This window comes from Variovorax sp. PCZ-1 (assembly GCF_018413605.1).
Taxonomy (GTDB): domain Bacteria; phylum Pseudomonadota; class Gammaproteobacteria; order Burkholderiales; family Burkholderiaceae_C; genus JANMDU01.
In genome coordinates this window covers 104,814-126,493 of record NZ_JAHCDN010000003.1, presented here as the reverse complement: position 1 = coordinate 126,493, position 21,680 = coordinate 104,814, and the positions used below count along the sequence as shown (strand labels likewise).

Below are 21,680 nucleotides of genomic sequence, written 5' to 3'. Positions count from 1 at the left end.
CCCGCGTCGGATCTGATTGCCAAGCCCATGTTCGCAGTTTTGGCGTCTATGGCTTTGTTGGGCGCACATTCTGCGCAAGCACAAGTCAGCACGACCAACGCAGGGGCAGCATTTGCATGTGATGCGAATTTTTATCAAACCAGAGCGGGTGGGGGCTCGACAGCACTGCTCCGTTTCCCATCCTCAGCGCTCAGCACAGGAGGTTCTGCGCAAAGCGTCTTCGGTAGCAGTTTAATTCCCGTCGATCTGAATGCAATTGGCTTTCGCAGACAAGACGGGTTCATGTATGCGCTTCAGCAAGCCACGCAGCAGCCAAAGATTTACCGCGTTGGACAAGGCGGCGTGCAACTCGTCGGCACAGTGGTGACCTCGGCTGGACAATCGCCAGCGCTTTCCAGTAGCTTCGTACCAACGGCAGGCGTTTTTGACACGCAAGGTCGTTATTACATCCTCGGGCAAGGTGCTGCCGGCATTGTTCCTCAAGCGATTTACAGAATCGACAACTTGGTACCTGATGGCAGCGGCAATATTCAAGTGTCACAGGTCTATCCTTTGAACATACCCGTCGTCAATCCCGGTGATGTTTCGTTTGCGCCCGACGGAAACTTATATGCCGCAACGGGTAACAGCATCATTCAAATTGCCCTGACCCCGGCGAACACTGCAGTTGCCACGGTTCGCACCCTGCCAAGCAGTGTTGGCGGTGTCGGCTCAGCATTTTTGAACGATGCTGGCGATCTTTTTGTTTTTTCAAACGGTGACGGAAAACTCAGCAAGGTTAATTTCAGTTTTGGTGCAGCCTTTCCTACAGGGCCCTTGAGCATATCTGCCGCTGCTTTGAGTACCGCTGGTTTGACTCTGCCCAGCTCTGTTGCTGCCAGTGATGGCGCAAATTGCGTGAATGTAGATGCTGACATGGTCGCTCAGCCGCCCGTTTTACCTGCCGTGGTGTCACCAGGCAGCACGATAACGACCAACGCAGTTTGCGTTAACAATGGCCCCGCCGGTGCTACCGCCCCCACTTGTGCAATCACCTCCAACATCCCCGGTGCGGTTGTGACCGTCGGTACTTGTACGCCTCCTTTGCCGGTGGAAGCCTTGCGTGCCAGCGCAGGAAACAACACGATTTCTTGCCCCGTGACCATTCAGGTGCCAGGTACGCTCGGTGGGACTGATATCCCATTGAGCAGTGGCTCTTTCACTGTCACGGCCGGCAGCAGCAGCCCTGACCCGACGCCCTCCAACAATCAAGCCTCCAAAACCTTCACCGTGATTGATGCGGTGAATGATCCACTTCAAACGGTTGCGCAAGGGCAGGCGGTCACATTTCCTGTATTGGGCAATGACACGGTGGGTAATCAGCCTGCAACAGCGGCGAACGTCACAGTGACCTTGCTGTCAAGCCCTGGGCTAAGCGGAACTAACGCCCCGACAGTGGATAGCAGCGGCAACATCACCATTCCATCGACAGCGCCTGCAGGCAACTACACATTAACCTACCAAATATGCGCTGTTCCTACACAAAGCCCACCCGCCTGCGATACGGCCACCAAGCCCATCACGATCACACCTCAGCCCGTCGTTGATACACGCAAGAGTGCTGGCACACCGCAAGATCTCGGTAATGGTCGTTTCGCCGTGCCATACAGCGTGAGCGTGGGCAACAATGGCGCAACACCCCTACCAAATGTCCAAGCTGTAGATAACTTGCGTCGCAGCTTCCCTGGTGCGAGCACCGTCACCGTCGGCCCCGTCACAACCACGGGCGTCAATGGCGCGACTTGCACACCTGCTAGCCCAGCATTCACAGGCCAAGGCACCAATACCAAATTGCTCTCAGGTAGCAACACGCTCACACAAGGCCAGCGCTGTGATTTCGCTTTTGTAGTCACCGTGGACTATGGCGGTGTTGCGGCCATACCCACCACCGCGCAGAAAAACAGCGTGTATGCAAGCGGCTCCAGCAACCCAGCGAACCCTGGCCCAACGGTGGCTGACAACCCCAGCACACCAGTCACCACAGCAAGCTATCCAGCTGGCACGTTGGCAAGAGACGAATCCACCGACAAGACGGTGAATCCACCCGGAGCGCCTGGTGTGTTGCCACCCGCTCCAGGTTTGCCGAGCACGCCCGGCTCAGATTTTGCCGACCCCACACCAGTAAGCTTTGCTCCGCAGTTGTTGGATGTCCTCAAGAGTGCCTCTATCCCTGTTCAGCTTGACATCTCTGGCAAACGCTTCCGCGTAGCTTATGCCGTAACCATAGCAAATACGGGCAGCACCAATGCCACCAATGTGCAGGCTGGAGAGAACCTCAAGTTCACCTTCCCTGCACCAGCAAGCTTTACCGTCAGCGGCACGCAAATCATGGCTGGCAGCAGTGCAGCCACTTGCGCAAGTAATCTCAATACGCAGTTCGATGGCGGTACAGCCTACACAGGCTCCAATGCAGAAAACTACAACCTCTTCCGTAGCAGTGCCAGCTTGGCCGACAAAGCCTCCAACATGACCTTGGCGCCAGGTCAGTTCTGTCAGGTTAGTTTTGTGGTCGATGTGGACTACGGTACGGCAGTGGTTCCCAATGGCGGTTTGAATGCTCAAAACCGCGTTTTTGGCCAAACCGCGGCGTCGCCAAATAAAGGTGCGACATTTGACCCGTCCACCGGCGTTAAGACCGGTGATGCGCCCGACTTGATTAACAAAGACACCTCTGAGGCCGTGGCTCCTACCACGCCAACCTATGGAGGTACGCCTCCAGCGCCGCCCGCAGCACCGACCACGCCTAAGCAAAACCCAGGCAGTTCCACCAGTGCCAACTTCGCGACGCTTGAAACAGTCAAGAAGCTCAGCGCCGCACCTGTGCGTACGGGTGCTTCTACATTCCAGGTGGCTTATGAAGTAACGGTTCAAGCGGTTGGTAACAACACCCGTGTTCTCAATCAAGTCCAAGCGGTAGACAGTTTGCGAGCCACCTACTCAAGCGGCAACCCAACTGTTACCGTTGCTGGCTTGGCGGGTGCGCCGATCTCCGGCGCAACCTGCAGCGTTAACAACACCTTCAATGGCGATAGCGATATCAGACTCTTAGCAGGTACAGATGATTGGACGCTCGGCCAAGGTTGTACCTTGCGTTTCACGGCGACTTTGGCGTATCCCAATGTTGCTGCTATACCGACGACTGCCCAACAAAACAGCGTTTACGCCAGCTCGATCAGCGACAGGACCAATGCCAATACACCGAACAACGGCGGCACGATCAATCCGTCCAACGGCAACTGGACCGAGCCAACGCCGCCCGCAGGGCAGCAGGTGATAGCTAAGGATAAATCTACCGACGGTGCGCCGATCCCACCGAGTCCGGGTTTAGACACGCCAAGCCCCACGCCAGTAGATTTGAGTGCCATCCCCCAAGTGCCTGCAGACATGCGAGTAGCCGTCAACGGTCTGCCCACATCTTCTGCTCCCGGTGCTGTGGTCACAGGCACCTTAGTCTGCACCAACGCAGGTCCTTCAGAAGCCGTTGCTGTGAGTTGCAACGCCAACGTCGGCAGCGGTGCCAGCATCGTTGTCGGCGCATGCGTAGCTTCTAGCGGCTCCACCAGCATCTTGCCCGTTGGCGCAACCTTAAGCTGCCCCATCCAAGTCACCCTGCCAGGCACACCCGGCGGAGTAGACACCACCGCGCAAGATATCATCGTCTCCGGCGTTACCGCTGCCAGCAACGACAGCAACCCGGCCAACAACAACGCCCAAGCACCGATCAGCATCATCGATGCCATCGACGATCCAGCGCAGACCATTCCTCAAGGCCAAGCTGCCACCCTCAACGTCCTCGGCAACGACGGCGCAGGCGTGCCAGTGGCCAGTGCCGCCAACGTCACCGTCACTTTAGTCAGCGGCGCACCTGCTGGCACGACAGTAGACAGCAACGGCAACCTGATCGTGCCCGCCAGCGCCCCAGCCGGCAGCTACACCATCACCTACCGCATCTGCGCAGCACCAGCGACGACACCGGCAGCCTGCGACACCGCCACCAAGCCCTTGACCATCAGCCCACTGCCCGTCATCGACACCCGCAAGAGCGCAGGCACACCGCAAGACCTTGGTTTGGGCAGATTTCTTGTGCCCTACGCCATCAGCGTCGGGAACAACGGAGCCACTCCCGTGCCCAACGTGCAGGCCATCGAGAACCTGCAGCGCACCTTCCCAGGAGCGACCATCGTCGCTGGCCCCGTGACCATCACGCCAGTCGGTGGTGCAAGCTGCAGCCCAGCAGCCACCACCTTCAACGGCATCGGCAACAACGCCTTGCTCTCAGGCAGCAATACCTTGAACCAAGGCCAGCGCTGCGACTTTACCTTCACCACCACAGTGGACTTCGGCAGCCTAGCCGCCGTACCCACCACCGCGCAGAAGAACAGCGTCTATGCCTCGGGCAGCAGCACGCCAAGCAACCCTGGCCACACCGTGCCCAACAGCGGCCCAGTGACCTCGCCAACCAATGCCGTCACCGTTGATGAATCCACAGATCGCACGGTCACACCACCCGGCGCGCCCGGCGTCCTCCCGCCCGTGCCCGGCATCCCCGGCACACCTGGCTCGGATGCGGCTGATCCCACCCCCGTGCTCTTTGTGGCGCAGACCTTAGACGTGCTCAAAGCCGCTTCGCGCCCCATCCAGCTCGATACTTCGGGCAAGCGCTTCCGCGTGGCCTATGCCATCACCGTTGCCAATACCGGAGCGACCGTTGCGACCAACGTGCAAGCTGGTGAGAACCTCAAGTTCACCTTCCCCGCGCCAGCCAGCTTCGTTGTGAGCAACGTTGCGCTTGGCGCTGGCAGTGCAGCGACTTGCGCGCCAAATCTCAACGCCCAGTTTGACGGTGGCGCAGGCTACAACAGCGCAGCCGATGCCAAGAACTACAACCTGTTCAGAAACAGTGCGGATGCCAGCAACAAAGCCAGCAACATGAACTTGGCCGCAGGCACAGCCTGCCAGGTCAGCTTCACCGTCGATGTGGACTACGGCTCAGCCGTGGTGCCCAACGCTGCAGCCGGCGCACAAAACCGCGTCTTCGGCCAGACCGCAGCCAGCCCGAATGAGGGAGCCACATTTGATCCGGCCACCGGCACCAAGACAGGTGACGCACCTGATCTGATCAACAAAGACACCTCCGAAGGCGTGGTGACCACGACGACATATGGTGGCACACCACCGGCCTTCCCAGGCATCCCCACCACGCCTAAGGCCAGCCCAGGCAGCTCCACCGAGGCCAAATTTGCCACATTGGAAGTGGTCAAGAGAGTTGCGGGCACCATCGTGCGCAGCGGCCCATCTACCTTCCAAGTGCCCTATGAAGTCACTGTCCAAGCCGTGGGCAATGCCGGTGTCACATTGACCCAAGTGCAGTCGGTCGATAGCCTGCGTGCAGCCTTTGCTGCAGGCAACCCCAGCATCAGTGTCACCCCAGCATTGAGCGCAGCCAGCGGCAGTGCGATTGGCGCGGCCACTTGCAGCGTCAACGCCGGCTTCAATGGCGTGGGCGATATCAGGCTCTTGGCCGGTACAGACGATTGGGTTGTGGGTCAGGGCTGCACGATCCGCTTTACGGCCACGGTGGCTTATGCAGCGGTGGCAGACATTCCAAGTGCAGCGCAAGAGAACAGTGTCTATGCAAGCTCGGTGAGCGATCTGGCCAATGCCAATACGCCCAACGATGGCGGTGCAGTTAATCCTGCTACCGGTGTGTGGACACCTCCTACGCCACCCGCAGGTCAGCAAGTCATTGCCAAGGACAGATCCACCGACGCAGCTCCCGTGCCTCCTAGCTCAGCACTGGATACACCTCGGCCGACTCCTGCCTTGCTGATTGCACCCCCAACCATTGTGGGTATCAAGTATGCAGAGCTGCCCAATTCTCTGGGGGGGGGTGCGATCCCCGGCGATACGGTTCGTTGGACGATCATCTACAAAAACACTAGCTCACAAGTGGCCACCAATGTGCGTATCACAGATGTGCTCGATACCAGCCTGAGTAATCCAGTGATCGTATCGGTCACGCCAGCAGGCTTCACCGCTAACCCTGCCTACACAGGCATTGCGCCCAACACAGAATTGCTCAATACAGGCGGCACATTGGGCGCTGGCGCGGTGCTCAGGATTGTGGTGGAAACGCAAATCCGCGCCACACCCACGGTAGCGCAAGTGACCAACGGCGCCGTGCTTCGCGCAGACGAGCTGGGTGGCTCTGCTCCCGGTGCGATCACTGTGCCAACCAGCGCAGCAGGCCCGACCCTGCCGCCTTGTCCGGCTGCCACAGCTTGCAACCCTGATCCAGCCAGTATCACCATTCCTCCAACAGCTATAGGCGGCCAACCAACAAGCGTAGGCGGCAACACTGTGGTGCCTTTGGTCGCGCCCGGCGGCATCAGTGGCCGCGTTTGGATCGATGGCAATGGCAACGGCCAGTTAGATGGCGGCGAGCCAACCCTGGGTGGCTACCGAGTAGCTGTATATGCGGTTGATCCTACAACTGGAGCGCGTCTGCGCGAGGTGACTAGTCCGACAACACGTCCAGCAACACTGCCTAATGGCTCATACAACGTGACAGGCCTCGCACCTACCGGTCCTAACTTGACCTATGACGTCGTTTTCTTCAACGAAAACGGAGATGCCATCATGGGTGTGCCACGAGGCAACAACACCAATACAGCGATCAACGGCGCGCCGAATAACTTGCGTAACGCTTTAACAAATGTGCGCGTGTTACCTGGAGTTGTGACAACACTTCAAGACCTTCCACTTGACCCGAGCGGCGTGGTGTATGACTCCAATACACGCGCTCCTATCCCAGGCGCAACAGTGCAGCTTTTACGCATTGTTGGCGGTGCAGCCACATCTGTTCCTGCTAGCGATTTGGTCGGTGGAGCCAACACAGTGGTTACCGGTGCAAGTGGCGTGTATCAATTCATCCTCAACGCTGGCGCGCCAGCAGGTGAATACGAGGTGCGAGTGATTTCTGCACCTTCTGGATACAACACTCAGTCAACGCAAATTCCGCCATCACCTAGCCCAGTCACGCCTGGCGCAGGTGCAGTATGCCCTGGTCAAGTTGCTGGTCAGCAGTGTCAGATTCAACCGCAAGGTACAGCACCGCTCGTTGGCCAAGCAACGACTTACTTCTTGCGATTTAACCTCACGCCGGGAGTTTCGCCAGATGTGGTGCATAACCATATTCCTCTGGATGCAGGCACGCCAGCCGTGCTGGTGGTGACCAAGGTTGCCAATAAAGCGAGCGTTGAGTTGGGCGATACTTTGCTCTATAAAGTTCGTGTGAAATACGTGGCAGGTGGAGCCAACCTCACCACTTTGAGCATCACAGACAATCTGCCTGCCGGCTTCCGATTGATCGCCAGCACTGCGCAGATTTCTGCACCAGCCTCAGCAACGCCCGTTAATTTGGCGGCCGCTAGTATTGTCGGCGCGCCAGGCGCGTCGGTGACCTTCAACCTCACTGGCGCGCTACCTGCTGGTGGCTTGCCAGTAGCGGGTGAGGTGGAATTGAGTTATCGCGTACGAGTTGGCGTGGGCTCATTGCAGGGCGACGGAATCAACAAAGCACAGGCATTTGGCAATGGTCAGCGATCAAATGTGGCGCAGGCCAAAGTTAAAGTCACAGGCGGTGTCTTTGCCAACGAAGGCTGTATCGTCGGCAAAATTTATGTGGATTGCAATAACAACCACATGCAGGACGCTGAAGAGCTGGGCGTACCCAACGTACGTCTATATCTCAACGATGGTACCTATATGGTGTCAGATTCGGAGGGCAAATACAGCATCTGCGGTATCGAGCCAAAGAGCTGGGTGCTCAAAGTAGATCAGCTCACCTTGCCACGCGGCTCACGTTTGACCACCAGCAGTAACCGTAACTTGGGCAATGCCGACAGCCTGTGGGTGGATCTCAAGAACGGTGAGATGCACCAGGCAGACTTCATCATTGGCTCATGTTCCAACACCGTGATGGAGCAGGTCAAGTCACGCCGCAGCCAAGGCGGTGTGAGTAGCGTGGGTACTGAGCGTCAGGGCGGGCCTGCTTTGAAGTGGGAAGGCAAAGCCCCGGGTTTCCCAGATCAAGGCACGGATAGCGCCAATCAGCCTCTCATGCAGCCTAGACCTTCCGGGCCACCGAGGCCGAGCACTGCATCTTCGGATGCTGAAAACAACACCCCAGTGCCGCAGTTGCCAGCTTCCAGTGGAAGCACGCGTGGCAACAATCTGCGTGATGTGAAGTAAGGGGACGATCATGAATAACAAGCGAATCGCTTACAAAAACAACACCGTACATAGCAACACAAAGTTGACGCAACAGGGGATGTCGCAACAAATCACCCCCATTGCCTTGGCTGTTGCCTTGATGGCAAGTGGCGCCATGGCGCAAACGCAGCAAAGCGCAGATGGTGGAGCTTATCGTGGCCTATCCACTAGCCCATCTTTAGGGTCGGCTCCTTCGGTTTTCAACGGAAGCTCAAATGGCGGTGTCAACTATGCAGCGAACACTTCAGTCGCAAGGCTGGTGGTCGATGTCGAGAAAAGCGATATTCCGGCGGATGGAACGAGTGGAAATCGGATCACGATTCGTACTTTTGACGGTAAAGGCCAACCCACATCGACAGATGTGGTTGCTACGATTGAGGTTAGCGGCGGCCGTGTGTTGCTTGACGGCGCAAAGACGGATGAGCTTGGTGCGGGCCGACGCGATACAGATCGCGTCACCCCTGGTGTACAAATCACCGTCAAGAACGGCGTGGCAAGCTTTATCTTGCTTTCGCCGATAGAAGCAGGCGATGTGCGCGTTCGTATCACTGCGGGCGCTGCTGTTGCGCAAGGTGTCGTTAGTTACTTGCCAGAGCTGCGCGAGTTTGTCGCGGCGGGTTTGGTGGAAGCCATACTATCGCGCAAAGCTAAGGGCAACAGCATTGATCCTGTGCGCATTGATGATGGCTTTGAACGAGAGCTGCGCCGTTGGGTTCGCAGTTCTTCGGACGGAAAGAGCTATTTTGGCGCTCGCAGTGCTTTTTTTGTCAAAGGTAAACTGCAAAAAGAATGGCTATTAACGGCGGCATTTGATTCCGATAAAGATACTCGCAATCGTTTCTTGCGGGATCCGCGTGCAGATGACCTTTACCCAGTATATGGCGATAGTTCGCTACGTGGCTCAGAGGCCAAAAGCGCAGATCGCGTCTATTTGCGTTTAGATAAGGAGCGCAGCTATGCTCTGTATGGAGACTTCAACACTGGCGATGGCTTTGCGCAACTCAGCTCTGGTGGCGCTGTTGCAGGAATGCGGGTACGTAACCTCGGTGCGTACAACCGAAGTGGCACGGGCTTGCGCGGCCACGTGGAGCAATCTACATATTTCGCCAATGTATTTGCGACCCGTGACTCGCTCAAGCAAGTTGTTGAAGAGTACGGCTTAAATGGCACACGCGGCCCTTTCTACACACGCTTAACAAGTGGTGTGCAAAACACCGAAAAAGTCGAAATCATCACGCGCGATCGCAGCCAGGTCAATCTCGTGCGCAACGTAGTCGCGCTGGCTCGATTTGAGGATTACTCTTTTGAGCCCTTCTCTGGTGCGATTTTGCTGACCAACTCTTTGCCTAGTGTGGATGTCGATGGTAATCCCCAATACCTTCGCATCACCTACGAGGTGGACCAAGGTGGGGAAGAATTCTGGGTGGCGGGCGTCGATGGCCAACTAAAGCTGGGCGAGCGAAGCGAAGTGGGCGCAAGTTTGGTGCGTGACAGCAACCCTCTGTCACCCTATAACTTAAGTAGCGTTAACGTCGTGGTGGGCTTGTCCGACAACACGCGCATCGTTGCAGAGTTTGCTCGCAGTGACTCCACGCGTTATGTCGTGGGATCGGCCTTAGCGACAACAACACCTTCTGGCTTAGCTGGAGAGGCCAAAGACAAACGCTCTGGAACGGCATGGCGTGTCGAAGCGCAGCACAAAGCTGACAAGTTCGATGCAGCGGCGTGGGCGATGCGTAGTGGCGATGAGTTCTACAACCCAAACGCGAGCATCAGTGAGGGGCGCGCTGAATATGGGGCGAGAGCCGGTTATGACATTTCAGACAGCATGCAGGTCTATGGCGAGGCTGCTCGTACGCAAAATCAAGCCCTCGCAGGTGATCCTAAGCGCGATACAAAAGCATTAGGCTTACGCTGGAAGCCTAATAAAACCTTGGGCTTAGACCTCTCACTACGACACTCACAGGAAGACGCAGGATTTGTTGGCAGCTCTACTATCAGCTCCAGCAATACGGGTGCAGGAGGCTTTTTCAACCAAGGCGTTGACGCAACCAATCCAAGTACAGGCACAACGATTACAAGCAACTCTACGTTTTCTGGCGGCAACGGCATCGCTTCGACTCTGGATCGCAAAGCGACGACGCTGCGCTTAGGTGCGAACTGGCAAGCCACAGAACGGTTTGGCTTGCGAGGCGAAGTTGAGGGTGGTAGCAGTTCGCAACGCCGCTTGGCACTGGGTGCGCAATATCAAGTTGCAGAGCGAACGCGGTTGTATGGCAACTATGAGATTCAGCGCGGCCTAACTTCTTCAGCCGCTTTGAGCCCTGCAGATAAAAGTAATGCTTTTACGCTTGGTGTGGACAGCAGCTACATGCCTGGCGGCACGGTGTTCAGTGAATACCGCTTGAGAGATGCTTTGTCTACTGGAACTGCCTCTAATCGGGATATGCAGTTGGCTACCGGTGTGCGCAATACTTGGAATGTACGCGAAGGCCTGTCTTACAGCACGGGCGCTGAGGTGCTGAAGGTCTTCCAAGGCAGTGTGCGCAATGCCGTAGCTCTGAGCGGCGGTGTGGATTACACGGTCAGCGAGTTGTCGAAGGTATCGGTCAAACTCGACTGGCGACGCTTAGACGATGACAAGAGTGTTGTCGGCAATCAGACCGAAACCCAATGGCTCAAGACCTTGAGCTATGCCCGCAAGATGGATCGTGACTGGACTTTCCTGGCCCGCAATTACTTGCTGTTCACCAACTACAGCGACAAACCCAACCGCCTCCAAGATCGCCTGCAGGCAGGCTTCGCATGGCGGCCTGTGGATAACAACCGAATCAATGGCTTGGCGCGCTATGAATACCGCATTGAGCGCGACAACGCCGCCAGTATCAACGAATATGCTCACGCGTTCTCGGTTCATGGCAGCTATCACCCAAGTCGTCCGTGGTGGCTCAATGGCCGTGTTGCATTCAAGACAAGTACCGACAAAACCTTACCTGCAGCAGATCGACGCTACACAGCTTGGCTGCTTGGTGGTCGTGCGACTTACGACATCAGCGAGAAATGGGATGTGGGTGTGCTCGCCAGTGTCTTGGGTAGCCCTCAGGGTAGCAGTAAGCAGTATGCGTTTGGCCTAGAGGCTGGCTACCAAATCGCGACGGATCTCTGGCTATCAGCAGGCTACAACTGGACGGGCTTTTCCGATAAGGATTTGACAAGCGGCGAATACACCAACCGTGGTGCATTCCTGCGCTTGCGCTTCAAATTTGATGAAAATCTTTTCCGCAGCCGCAATACCAGCGTAAACCGCACCCTCGACCGTTGATTCAGGATGGAGCATTCAATGAAAAATAATCCGCAAACCCACCTCTTTGCTGTGCTTGGCATGTCTTTGGCTGCTTTGGTTTTGGTCGGCTGCGCAAGCACCGGCTCTGCACCAGCCGCTGCTACGGCGGGTGGCACACAGCTCACCGCCGCACCTGAACGCATCACGGATCGCGCGATCTTTCAAGATATGGGCACTTACGATGATCAGCAAGCCCGCATCAAAGCGCTCAATGACTCTGGCCGACATCGCGTCAGCAGTTACAGCCTGGCTAAAGCGCAGTGCTGGTTGGATGTGAGTTTGCATGAATACAGCCGCAATGATCGCGGCGGATTCCCTCAGGCTGCACTCTCGGAGTCTTTCAAGATCACCGACTACCTCGAAAAAGGTGGTGTCGTGGCAGCCGCAGCCAATCCTGCCAACACCACACCCTCGGTCAACGAAGCTGCCAAGCTTCGCCCCGACTTGTGGGATGCTGCGGCCAAGCTCAAAGGCCATCCCGGCTGGCGCTGCGCTGAGCAGAAAACGGCTTGCGCCGAGGTTGAGCTGGTGCATGCTGGCAACGAATTCAATCAGCAGCAATGGCGTCATGCCAAGCCTTATGTGCAGATTGCAGAAGACTTGATCGGTGATGCACAGCGTGCGGCTGAGGCATGCATCCCAGCGCCTGCTCCTGCTGCCGCTCTAGCTCCCCGTGTTGTGCCGCCTGCGCCAATTGTGGCACCACCTGCCCCTGTCGTTCCTGTCAATGCTGCAGCGAACGTACTGTTTAACTTTGACAAGCGTGATTTGGGTAATGTGCGCCCTTACACCAAAGATCAACTTGACAGCTTGATCGCGCAAGTCAAGGGTGGCAATATCACTGTGACCAGCATCAAGCTGGTTGGTCATGCAGATCGCTTGAACAGCACAGGCGATGCCAACTACAACACCAAGCTCAGCCAAGACCGCGTGGAAACCATACGTGCGTATATGGTGAGCCAAGGTGTGCCAGCCAATTTGATCAGCACAGAATTCAGGGCTGATTCGCAGCAGATTGAGGCTTGCACCAAGGCCAAATTCCGCTCCAATGCTGAGCTACAAGAATGCCTGTTACCCAACCGCCGCGTTGAAGTGTTGTTGAGCGGCGTACGTAAGTAAGGACGTAAGGACGACCACCATCTTCAAAAAACGCCTGCCTAGGCTGCCTAGGCAGGCGTTTTCGTTTGATTGCAGCTCCGCTGACTTGGAAACAAGATGTGAACTCAGCGGAAAACATCACAGAAATGGCGTTATCCCAACCAAAGTCGGGCCTTGATGTTGCATCATGCCAACATCAGCATACAAGGCTGACGCATAAAATACCAAATGCGCTGAAGTGAAAGTCTAGGTTTGTATTTGTATAGCGCAGTTTAATTCCAGAAAGAGTTTGATCATGTTGCAACGTTCCCTCACGATTTTGGCTAGCGCCTGTATTGCGCTGTTTTTGGTTGGCTGCGAAACGACAAAGATGAAACAAGGCGGCGGTACGAATGAATCCATCACGGGTGCGGCTGCTGGTGGTGCGGCGACCAATGCCAACTCGCAGCTAGAGCGCTGTGCATCGCCGCTGGGTACGCTGTCTTTGGTTGAAAATCAGGCAGCTGGTTGGTACACCATCCTGCGCGACGAATATCGCCTGCCACCCACTTCAAATTTGTTGCGCATCATGGTGGCGCAGTCCAATTGTTTCATCATTGTCGAGCGCGGTGCAGCGGGCATGGCTGCGATGAGCCGCGAGCGTGAGCTGATGGCTTCGGGCGAGATGCGTGCTGGCAGCAATATCGGCCGCGGTCAAATGGTGGCATCGGACTACGCCCTGTCGCCAGAAATTGTTTTCAGCAACAGCAATGCTGGCGGTATGGGTGCTGTGTTGGGCGGCCTGTTGGGCTCACGTAATGCCAATATTGGCCGCTTGGCTGGAGGCTTGCAGACCAAGGAGGCCTCAGCGATGTTGACTTTGGTGGATAACCGCTCGGGCGTGCAGGTGGCTGCCAGCCAAGGCAGCGCTTCTAAAACCGATTGGAGCTTGGGTGCAGCATTTGGCGGCAGTTCGGCCGCTGGCGGCGCAGGCGCGTACTCCAATACAGAGCAAGGCAAGGTCATCTCTGGGGCGTTTGCTGATGCCTTCAATCAAATGGTGATTGCCTTGCGCGCTTACAAACCGCAGACTGTGCAAGGTCAAGGTTTGGGTGGCGGCGGCAGACTCACGGTGGATGGCTCTGCGCCCCCAGCTCAAACAGTCGCCCCGACGCAAGCTGCGCCATCCACGGCACCACTGCCGACTGGCCGCCGTCCTGCGACGACCACGGTTAAACCTGTGATTGTTGCGCCCGTCAAAAAATAAGCTGTCACAAGCTTTCATGAAAAACGCCATGCACGATGAGTGCATGGCGTTTTTTTATGGTCGTAGATCGCAGCAAATCACCAGCTGAATATCTTTCCGGGATTCATGATGTTCAGCGGATCAAGTGCATGCTTGATCGTGCGCATGAAGGCCACAGCACCATCGCCAGCCTCGGACTTAAGAAACTCTTGTTTGTGCAAACCAATGCCATGCTCGCCGGAGCATGTGCCGCCCAGTGCCAAAGTGCGGTGCACGAGGCTGTGATTAAGCTGCTCTGCTTTGGCAAACTCTGCAGGGTTATTCGGATCAATCAAATAACCAAAGTGGAAATTGCCGTCGCCCACATGGCCGACGAGGAAATACGGGATGCCGCTGGCATCGGCTTCGTCCACGGAATCCAGCAGTGCATCGGCAAGGCGCGAAATCGGCACGCAAGTGTCGGTTGATATCGCGCGGCAGCCGGGCTTACTTTGGATCGCTGCAAAGTAAGCGTTGTGGCGCGCTGTCCAGAGTTTGCTGCGTGCCTCAGGTGTGCTCGCCCATTCAAAAGCTTGGCCGCTATTTTCCTTCGCCAGCTCTTGCACGGTTTCAATCTGCTCGGCCACGCCATTGGGCGAACCGTGGAATTCCATCATCAATGTGGGCTGCTCGCTCAGGGTCGTCTTGCTATGTGCATTCACCATGCGCACGGTATTGCCATCAATCAGCTCCACGCGCGCTATTGGCACGCCCAGCTGGATCATTTGAATCACAGTGGCCACCGCATCGCGGATGCTGGGGAAGGAGCAGAGCGCGGCTTGAATCGTCTCGGGAATCGGATACAGACGTAGCGTGATCTCGGTCATGATGCCCAGCGTGCCTTCGCTGCCCACCATGAGGCGAGTCAGATCGTAGCCCGCTGATGATTTTTTCGCGCGTGAGCCGGTGCGGATCACGTCGCCTTGCGCGGTCACTACTTCCAGCGCGAGCACGTTCTCGCGCATCGTGCCGTAGCGCACTGCATTCGTGCCGCTCGCACGCGTGGCGCTCATGCCGCCAATGGTGGCATCTGCGCCCGGATCAATCGGGAAAAACAAACCTGTGGATTTGATCTCGTTGTTGAGTGCAATGCGGCACACGCCGGCTTGCACAGTCACGGTGAGGTCTTCAGCATTCACAGAGAGAATCTTGTTCATTCGGCTCACATCAATGCTGATGCCACCTTCCACCGCGAGCAAATGGCCTTCAAGCGATGAACCCACGCCAAACGGAATCACGGGCACTTTATGCTCAGCGCAAAGCTTCACAGCATCGGACACATCTTGCGTGTTTTCAGCAAACACCACGGCCGCAGGGGGCGGTACGGTGGTGAACGCACTCTCATCACGCCCATGCTGCTCGCGGATCACCTGTGCTGTGGAGCAGTTCGCACCAAAGCGCGCTTTCAACACATCGAGGAAAGCTGCAGGGATTTCGCGTTGGCGGATTTGGGGCAGCAGATGGGTGGGCAGAGGGGCGTTCATCAATCGTCTCCATAACAACAGGCACAATACATTCTTACACAGTCAGACTGACAATTCACTGATACAAACGAGAGTAAATATGGGCAACCGACTCACCCAAATCGCCACACGCACCGGAGACGATGGCACGACAGGCCTTGCCGACAACTCCCGCATCTCCAAAGCCAGCGATCGCATCAACGCTGTGGGCGATGTGGATGAGCTCAACTCCAACCTGGGCGTGTTGCTCTGCGAGCCGATGCCGCAAGATGTGCGCGAACTGCTGATTGATGTGCAGCATCAGCTCTTCAATCTCGGTGGTGAGCTGGCGATGCCGGGCTACGAGCTTTTGAAGAAGGAAGCTTTGCTTCAGCTCGACCAAGCGCTAGAGACTTACAACGCGCAGCTCCCGCGCCTGCTTGAATTCATCTTGCCCGCAGGCAGCCGCGCCGCCTCGCTCGCGCATGTGTGCCGCACCGTGGCGCGTCGTGCGGAGCGTTCGGTGGTGGCGCTGCATGCCAAAGAACAAATCAACGATGCGCCGCGCTTGTATCTCAATCGCTTGAGCGATTTGCTCTTCGTTCTCGCGCGCGTCTTGAACCGCATGGACGGAGGCGATGATGTCTATTGGAAGAGCGAGCGGCTGAAAAAAATGGGTGATGCAGGCGAATAATCACTCGCCTACTTCTTCGTACGTTTGGGTCGTGTTGAGGTTTTGCGCGCCACGGGTCGCTTAGGTTGAGCGGCAGCCTTAGCAAACAGCCCCAGCTTGTTGCCTGGATTGTAAAAATCAGGCAATTGGTTGAGCTGCAGACGGTCTTTGATCAATCCCGCCGCTTGCTTGACCAAATCATCCACGCCCGCCTTGCGCTGATTGCGCTGCATCAGCTGCGTGAGCACATAGGTGAATGCGCCGTGTGACTCCACGCCATGGCGGTATTCGTAGGCGTATTGCTTTTCTTGGCAGGAAGTGATGACGATAGGGTTGAACGGACCGTAGTGCTTGAACTTCATAGCCAGCTTCTTGGCTTGCTCGCCATCATCACTCCAGCGGCTGATGGCTCGGCCAAATTTTTGGGTGGCTTTGTCTTCGCCGAAAAAACGTTTGGCGTGTTCGGAGCTGCGATCTGCTTTGGAGAGCATCTTCGTCAAATCCAGTGAGCGGTTTACCCAGAGTTTGCTCTTCGGATCCCACTTCAGCGAGCGGTGGTGAATATCATCGGGCGGCTGAATACTCTTGGCAGGGTTGGCGCCACGCGTGAGCCCGCCGCTGTGGCAGCAATCGAAGATGAAAAACAGGCGGGCTTTGTAGGGCAGATGCGCATACAGCTGCGCCAAATCCTTATCGGTAATGCCCACGTTTTTCTGCCAATCCATATCATGCGTCACCAGCGTTTCAGCACGATGATCGGGCTCGCCTTGCGTGTCGTATTGTGTGAGTTGCGCGCCGTGGCCTGAGAAATAAAACACCCGCACTTCATCGGGACTGTCTTTCACATCTTCCAGCAGCCACTTCATGCGATCGAGCACACCTTGTGTGGTGGCGCGCTCATCCAGCACCACACGAATGCTGTCGGGCGACCAGCCCTGATCTTGCAGCATTGCGCTCATGGAAAACACATCGTTCACGCAGCCGCTCAAGCGATCGGATTCGTTTGGGTAGTTGTTGATGCCCACCAGCAAGGCGCGCTGCTTGCGGTGAATGGGGTGCTTGGCTATCGCCCGGGCAGGCGCGAGCAGCAATTGACCGCCAGAGCTAGCCGCTTTAGTTGCGCCAATACTTAAGCGCGCCCAAACCTGCTCCTGCGCTTGCACATGCGCGAGGTATTTTTCGGCATCGTGGTTGAGCGAGAAAGGCGCCATATGCTCGGTGAGCACCTGGGTGAAGGCGGGATGCTGAATCAGGATCGGTTGATCCGCGAGCACCATGTCATAGGGGTTGTGCAAATGAAACCAGTACCGCGCCTGCTCGATCATCGTCACATAGCCACCCCATGCATTGCACAGCGTAGGGTGCGCGATTTGCGAGCCAATGGTGATGATCACGCGCCCCTGCGCTAAATCAGGCTCGTGCAGCAGCGTGTCATACAACATCAACGAACCCAAGCTGTGCGCGATGATCAAATCAGGATTGCTTTGCCGAATCTGCTGTGCCAAGTGCGTGCGCAAGGTTTGGCGCAAGCCGTCTGCGCCGACCCACTTGGCCACCATGCTGATCGTGCCAGGGTTCACATCCTGCGGCCCGCGCGAGCGCGCGAACCAGCTCTTGACCAAGCTGCTGAAGGCTTGGCCAACAGCGCTGATGTAGTGGCTTGGCTTAGCCTGCACTGCATTGAAATACTTGTTGTAGGGAAACTCAATCACATCCGCAGGCTGCAGGCGTGGCAATTGCTGCTGCAGCGTGCTGCGCCACATATCAAACCAATAATCCGACGCGCCGGGATTTTCTTCGGTGTTCACGCCGTGCAAGCAAAGGATCTTCATGGATGCCTCCTTGGGAATGTGGCCGCAGTTTAATCCTAAGCGGCTTAGCTTGTCTCGCTAAAACAGATGAGAATCTATTTTTTAAGCAAAATCGACTGTTCGCCGGCGCAGAATCTGCGCAAAGTGCTATTGAATTTATAGTAATTAAATGAACCCCTTTTCTTCTGCCAATTTATTCGCCTTAGGCGCAATTGCACTCTGGGCACTGCTGGCCTGGCTGGGCATTTCGCTTTCGCATGTGCCGCCATTTCTGCTCACGGGCGTGGGGCTGCTCGTCGGTAGCTTGATCGCCATACCTTTGTCTTTTAAAAATGGCAAGCTGGATTTATCAAGTTGGAAACTGCCTTGGCAGCATGTGTTGCTCGGCGTGTATGGCTTGTTTGGTTTTCATTTTCTGCTCTTCATCGCGCTGCGCCATGCGCCGCCCGTGCAAGCCAATTTGGTGAACTATCTTTGGCCGCTGGGTATGGTGGTCTTGGCGCCTTTGTTTTTGCCGGGCGTGAAGCTCACTCCTGCGCATCTGCTGGCCGCCTGCATTGGCTTTGCGGGCGCTTGCATTGCGATCCTGGGCCGCGCCTCCAGTGCTTCGGCCATAGGGTTTGAATGGGGCTATGTGATTGCTTTGGGTTCAGCCTTCATCTGGGCGAGCTATTCGCTACTCACCAAGCGCCTTGCGCTACAAGGCAAGAGCTTTGCCACGGCGGCGATTGGATTGTTTGGCTTGGTCAGTGGCTTGCTGTCTTTGCTCTGCCATGCGCTGTTAGAGCCGCGCGTGAACTTGAGTGGGCAGGATTGGATGCTGCTCATTGCTCTAGGCATTGGCCCACTCGGAGCTGCTTTTTATTTGTGGGATGCAGCCCTCAAGCGCGGTGATGCGCGGCAAATCGGCATCTTGAGCTACATCACACCACTGGCATCAACTGCTGTGTTGTTGATCGCCACGGGTCAGCCCTTGTCTTTAAGCATTGGCCTAGCCGCAGCGCTGATCGTGGGCGCAGCGGTCTTGGGCACGCGTGCGAAGTGATCGCCTGTTTGCTATAAATATAATAGCATTTTGCGCAGATTCTGCGCCGGCTACAAGTCGATTTGGCTTAAAAAAACCAACAATCAGTTGCTTAAATCGCCGATGGGCTCCAGCCCAGCAAGCCAGCGAGCCAATTCATGGCTACACCTGCCAAAGCACAGGCCGCAGAAGCGCAAATCATCGCGAAGATGCCGATGCGGTGGGTGTCTTTGGCATTCGCTGCGCTTTGGCTTCCTGGCCAGGCAAACAGCACGGCAGACAGCGCGCACACCGCACCGAGCACAAAGGCCTGCCCGATAGAGCGCATCCATGCCAGAGGCGAGGTGCTGGCCAAGATGGTGGTGAGCACGCTGCGCAGATCGCCCACGGCAAGTACAAGCTCAGCAATGATGCCGAAGACCAAGGTGAACATCACCAAGAGGCAGGCGCAGGCCGCGCAGAGGAAACCGTGCGCAAAAATTTGTGGCAAGGCCAGCGCAGCCACTTGTCTATCGCGGGTGTGGCTGTCGGCAGCGAAAGTCTGCGCGCCTTGCAGCTCCACATAGCGCAGCGCCATGGCGGGGGCGTTGAGCAAGGCCAGCACTTGCGCGCAGACCATCGGCGCAGCCTGCACAACCCAGATCGGCCACAGATTGGTGAGAATCGTCTCGGCTTGCTCTCGCAGCGACGAGGGCAGCACGATAAAGATCATGATGGCTGCGATCAGCGAGAGGATCAGCACGATAGGCATCGTCTCGCTGAGTTCGAGATGCAGCTCTGCTTTGATGCGCTGGCGTATGGCAGGCAAGCGCCAGCAGCCGTGATAGCGCCACAGCCCGCAAGCCGCTTCCCAGCGCACGCGCAGCGGTGAAACCAGCAGCGCATTCACGCTGAGCTTCATGGGCTTTGCGGGAGATGTGTTCATTGACGATTGTTGGGAGAGGTGGCCGTCGTAGGCGTGTTGCTCTTGGTGGAATCTGCGTTTTTCACAAAGGTGGAAATCGGCCAAGTTTTCTTCGCGCCATCGGTGATCACGGCGGCATCTTGCGCGGCTGTGCGGGCTGCGCGCACAGCCGGCGGCACATCGCCTTTGATTTCACTGACCATTTGCTTCACATCTTGCGTGATGACTTTGATGTTGTCAGCCGAAGTCTGCACGCTGGTGAGTGCCTCTTTGACTTGCCCCAAAGTGGGCGGCATGTCTTTTTCCAGCGCGGCCAAGCTGTTACGAGCGGCTGTGGCCGCAGCCTCCGCTTGCGTGGTGATCTTGTTGATGTCTTGCATCAGCGCCACGCTGTCTTTATCGAGGCGCTGCGCCACATTACCCGCTGAGTTGCCCATGGCCTTGAGTTGGCCGCTCATGGCTTCCATGTTGGCGAGCACCGTCGTTACTGAAGTGCGAATGTCTTTGCGCATCTCCGCGGCTTCGCCTGTGAGCTTTTTCGTGTCGTCCAGAATCGGCTCCATCTTGCCGATGGCCACCGCCAGCTTTTCCACGGCCACCTTCACCGTACCCATCACATCTTCCAGCTCATTGCCCACATCCATCGGCAGCATCGCACCTTGCGCCAGGCGCTGGCCTGCGCGATCACCGGGCAGCACATCAATGTATTTGCCGCCCAGCGGGCCATCGCGCCCAAAGCGGGCGCTGGCATCCAAGCCCAGCAAGGGCATGCGCTCGCTCACGATACGCAGCCGCGCGCGCACATTGAGCTGCGGATCCAGATCAATGGCGTCCACATCACCAATCTTGAAACCTTTGAGCCGCACAGGCGTGCCAATTTGCACGCCACTCGCGCCCGGCAGCTCGACATAAACATTCGTCATCGGCGTGAACCAGCCTTGCCGCCAAGCCGAAAGCCCCATCAAGATCATTGCCGAGATCACAGCCAGAGCGAGCCAAAAGCGCCCCGGATTCTTGCGCGCAATCTCGGCCATGTCATGGTCAAGCAAAGCGGCAACTTCGCCTTCCAAACCGGAGGGCTTCTGAGCAGGCGCGGGTGATGCGGGTTCAGTCATCCTGCCAGCATAACGCAAGTGCGCCCCAACTGCGACGACAGGAGAAACACAGTGTTGCTTATGCAGTGATCGCGATGCGCTCTGCGGGGGCGGTCTGCGCGCGTCTTTGCAACTGCCGCTGCGCCTGTGTCAGCCCGGCGTAGCCCCAGTCGGTGGCCGGCAACTCACGGACGATGACGTAACTCGCCTCATGCAAATCGCCCAGCAGTCGTCGCAGCAAGGCATGCGCTTCATGCACAAATTGCTGCTTCTCTTGCATCGTGTTCGTGCCTGCGGTGATGTCGATCTCTAGGCAGGCTACAGGCTGATCGCTTGCTGCGCCACCCACGCAAAAGCGAGCCGCAGGCATATCGTCAATCATCACAGCCGTGACCTCCGGCCGTTTGTGCAAAACGCGTGCGGTGAGCGCTGTGAGCTGCTGGGCCAAGGCGGTGTAATGCGGTGGATTGAGCAGCGGGGCGAGTCGCAGATGAAGTGTGGGCATGCCGCCTCCTTCAATACATGCGCTGAGCGCGGTTGTTGCTGAAAGGCAAACGCATCAGGCCGCGCAGGGCTTGGCTCAAAATGTTTTGCATGTTTTGCAATAAGCGTGACGATGAAGTATGCATGATGAACTCCTAAATACCGCCGCAGTAATTGCAGCGATGGATGAACTTTAGACCTTGCCCGCCACCATGGAAACCGCAATCAGTG

The 21,680-nt window shown here is 56.8% G+C and carries 11 protein-coding genes; 6 read left to right on the top strand and 5 right to left on the bottom strand.

Annotated features, from left to right (window positions below):
• Positions 1 to 27 precede the first annotated feature (27 nt).
• From KIH26_RS13920 to KIH26_RS13905, 4 genes are all read left to right on the top strand, one after another.
• A complete protein-coding gene (locus KIH26_RS13920; protein WP_213446270.1) occupies positions 28 to 8,292 on the top strand; it encodes a DUF11 domain-containing protein in 8,265 nt (2,754 codons plus the stop codon).
• A gap of 10 nt (positions 8,293 to 8,302) precedes the next feature.
• On the top strand, positions 8,303 to 11,635 hold the full coding sequence (locus KIH26_RS13915) for a hypothetical protein (protein ID WP_213446268.1): 3,333 nt from the start codon (positions 8,303 to 8,305) through the stop codon (positions 11,633 to 11,635).
• 18 nt (positions 11,636 to 11,653) lie between these two features.
• Complete coding sequence (locus tag KIH26_RS13910) at positions 11,654 to 12,775, top strand: OmpA family protein (protein ID WP_213446267.1); 1,122 nt, start codon at positions 11,654 to 11,656, stop codon at positions 12,773 to 12,775.
• Between the two features lie 274 nt (positions 12,776 to 13,049).
• The gene (locus KIH26_RS13905) at positions 13,050 to 14,000 is read left to right on the top strand and encodes a CsgG/HfaB family protein (RefSeq protein ID WP_213446265.1); all 951 of its coding nucleotides are present in this window, start codon (positions 13,050 to 13,052) and stop codon (positions 13,998 to 14,000) included.
• A 77-nt stretch (positions 14,001 to 14,077) separates the two neighbouring features.
• On the opposite strand, the gene KIH26_RS13900 is transcribed toward KIH26_RS13905, so the two are convergent.
• Complete coding sequence (locus tag KIH26_RS13900) at positions 14,078 to 15,502, bottom strand: FAD-binding oxidoreductase (protein WP_213446263.1); 1,425 nt, start codon at positions 15,500 to 15,502, stop codon at positions 14,078 to 14,080.
• 79 nt (positions 15,503 to 15,581) lie between these two features.
• On the opposite strand from KIH26_RS13900, the gene KIH26_RS13895 reads away from it, so the two are divergent.
• Positions 15,582 to 16,154: a cob(I)yrinic acid a,c-diamide adenosyltransferase gene (locus tag KIH26_RS13895; RefSeq protein WP_213446261.1), complete on the top strand. Its 573-nt coding sequence runs from the start codon at positions 15,582 to 15,584 to the stop codon at positions 16,152 to 16,154.
• An 8-nt stretch (positions 16,155 to 16,162) separates the two neighbouring features.
• Here the strand turns inward: KIH26_RS13895 and KIH26_RS13890 are convergent, their stop codons facing one another.
• The gene (locus tag KIH26_RS13890; protein WP_213446259.1) at positions 16,163 to 17,965 is read right to left on the bottom strand and encodes a caspase family protein; all 1,803 of its coding nucleotides are present in this window, start codon (positions 17,963 to 17,965) and stop codon (positions 16,163 to 16,165) included.
• A gap of 148 nt (positions 17,966 to 18,113) precedes the next feature.
• Between KIH26_RS13890 and KIH26_RS13885 the strand changes: the two genes are divergently transcribed.
• On the top strand, positions 18,114 to 18,989 hold the full coding sequence (locus KIH26_RS13885; protein WP_213446257.1) for a DMT family transporter: 876 nt from the start codon (positions 18,114 to 18,116) through the stop codon (positions 18,987 to 18,989).
• Positions 18,990 to 19,080: 91 nt separating this feature from the next.
• Here the strand turns inward: KIH26_RS13885 and KIH26_RS13880 are convergent, their stop codons facing one another.
• The 3 genes from KIH26_RS13880 to KIH26_RS13870 are packed head-to-tail and all read right to left on the bottom strand — an operon-like array spanning position 19,081 to position 21,471.
• On the bottom strand, positions 19,081 to 19,893 hold the full coding sequence (locus KIH26_RS13880; RefSeq protein ID WP_213446255.1) for a hypothetical protein: 813 nt from the start codon (positions 19,891 to 19,893) through the stop codon (positions 19,081 to 19,083).
• Complete coding sequence (locus tag KIH26_RS13875) at positions 19,890 to 20,987, bottom strand: MlaD family protein (RefSeq protein WP_213446253.1); 1,098 nt, start codon at positions 20,985 to 20,987, stop codon at positions 19,890 to 19,892. The genes KIH26_RS13880 and KIH26_RS13875 overlap by 4 nt, the downstream gene beginning before the upstream one ends.
• Before the next feature lie 58 nt (positions 20,988 to 21,045).
• Complete coding sequence (locus KIH26_RS13870) at positions 21,046 to 21,471, bottom strand: tautomerase family protein (RefSeq protein ID WP_213446251.1); 426 nt, start codon at positions 21,469 to 21,471, stop codon at positions 21,046 to 21,048.
• Positions 21,472 to 21,680: the final 209 nt, after the last annotated feature.

Excerpts from the sequence above, each read along its gene's own strand:
- KIH26_RS13920 (WP_213446270.1), top strand. The coding sequence starts at position 28 with ATGTTCGCAGTTTTGGCGTCTATGGCTTTGTTGGGCGCACATTCTGCG.
- KIH26_RS13915 (WP_213446268.1), top strand. The coding sequence starts at position 8,303 with ATGAATAACAAGCGAATCGCTTACAAAAACAACACCGTACATAGCAAC.
- KIH26_RS13910 (WP_213446267.1), top strand. The coding sequence starts at position 11,654 with ATGAAAAATAATCCGCAAACCCACCTCTTTGCTGTGCTTGGCATGTCT.
- KIH26_RS13905 (WP_213446265.1), top strand. The coding sequence starts at position 13,050 with ATGTTGCAACGTTCCCTCACGATTTTGGCTAGCGCCTGTATTGCGCTG.
- KIH26_RS13900 (WP_213446263.1), bottom strand. The coding sequence starts at position 15,502 with ATGAACGCCCCTCTGCCCACCCATCTGCTGCCCCAAATCCGCCAACGC.
- KIH26_RS13895 (WP_213446261.1), top strand. The coding sequence starts at position 15,582 with ATGGGCAACCGACTCACCCAAATCGCCACACGCACCGGAGACGATGGC.
- KIH26_RS13890 (WP_213446259.1), bottom strand. The coding sequence starts at position 17,965 with ATGAAGATCCTTTGCTTGCACGGCGTGAACACCGAAGAAAATCCCGGC.
- KIH26_RS13885 (WP_213446257.1), top strand. The coding sequence starts at position 18,114 with ATGAACCCCTTTTCTTCTGCCAATTTATTCGCCTTAGGCGCAATTGCA.
- KIH26_RS13880 (WP_213446255.1), bottom strand. The coding sequence starts at position 19,893 with ATGAACACATCTCCCGCAAAGCCCATGAAGCTCAGCGTGAATGCGCTG.
- KIH26_RS13875 (WP_213446253.1), bottom strand. The coding sequence starts at position 20,987 with ATGACTGAACCCGCATCACCCGCGCCTGCTCAGAAGCCCTCCGGTTTG.
- KIH26_RS13870 (WP_213446251.1), bottom strand. The coding sequence starts at position 21,471 with ATGCCCACACTTCATCTGCGACTCGCCCCGCTGCTCAATCCACCGCAT.